The sequence below is a fragment of the Vibrio sp. ECSMB14106 genome, assembly GCF_000972265.1.
In the GTDB taxonomy this organism is placed as follows: domain Bacteria; phylum Pseudomonadota; class Gammaproteobacteria; order Enterobacterales; family Vibrionaceae; genus Vibrio; species Vibrio kanaloae.
The window spans coordinates 1-201 of record NZ_LAUM01000008.1; the positions used below are offsets into that span (position 1 = coordinate 1).

The 201-nt window shown below is 51.2% G+C and carries 1 tRNA gene; it reads left to right on the forward strand.

Features of this window, described 5'->3' with window-relative positions:
- Window positions 1-76: 76 nt before the first annotated feature.
- A tRNA-Trp gene (locus WR49_RS07805) sits at window positions 77-153 on the forward strand.
- Window positions 154-201 lie beyond the last annotated feature (48 nt).

Sequence of the window (201 nt, forward strand, 5' to 3'; positions counted from 1 at the left end):
TCACGCCGGGGGTCGCGGGTTCGAGTCCCGTCCACTCCGCCACTTATTCAGAGTTTCAGCTCTTTAAAACTGAAATAGGGGTGTAGCTCCAATTGGCAGAGCAGCGGATTCCAAATCCGCGTGTTGGGAGTTCGAATCTCTCCACCCCTGCCATATTTAAGGCTCTAGTCGAAAGACTGGAGCCTTTTTACTTTTTGGTGT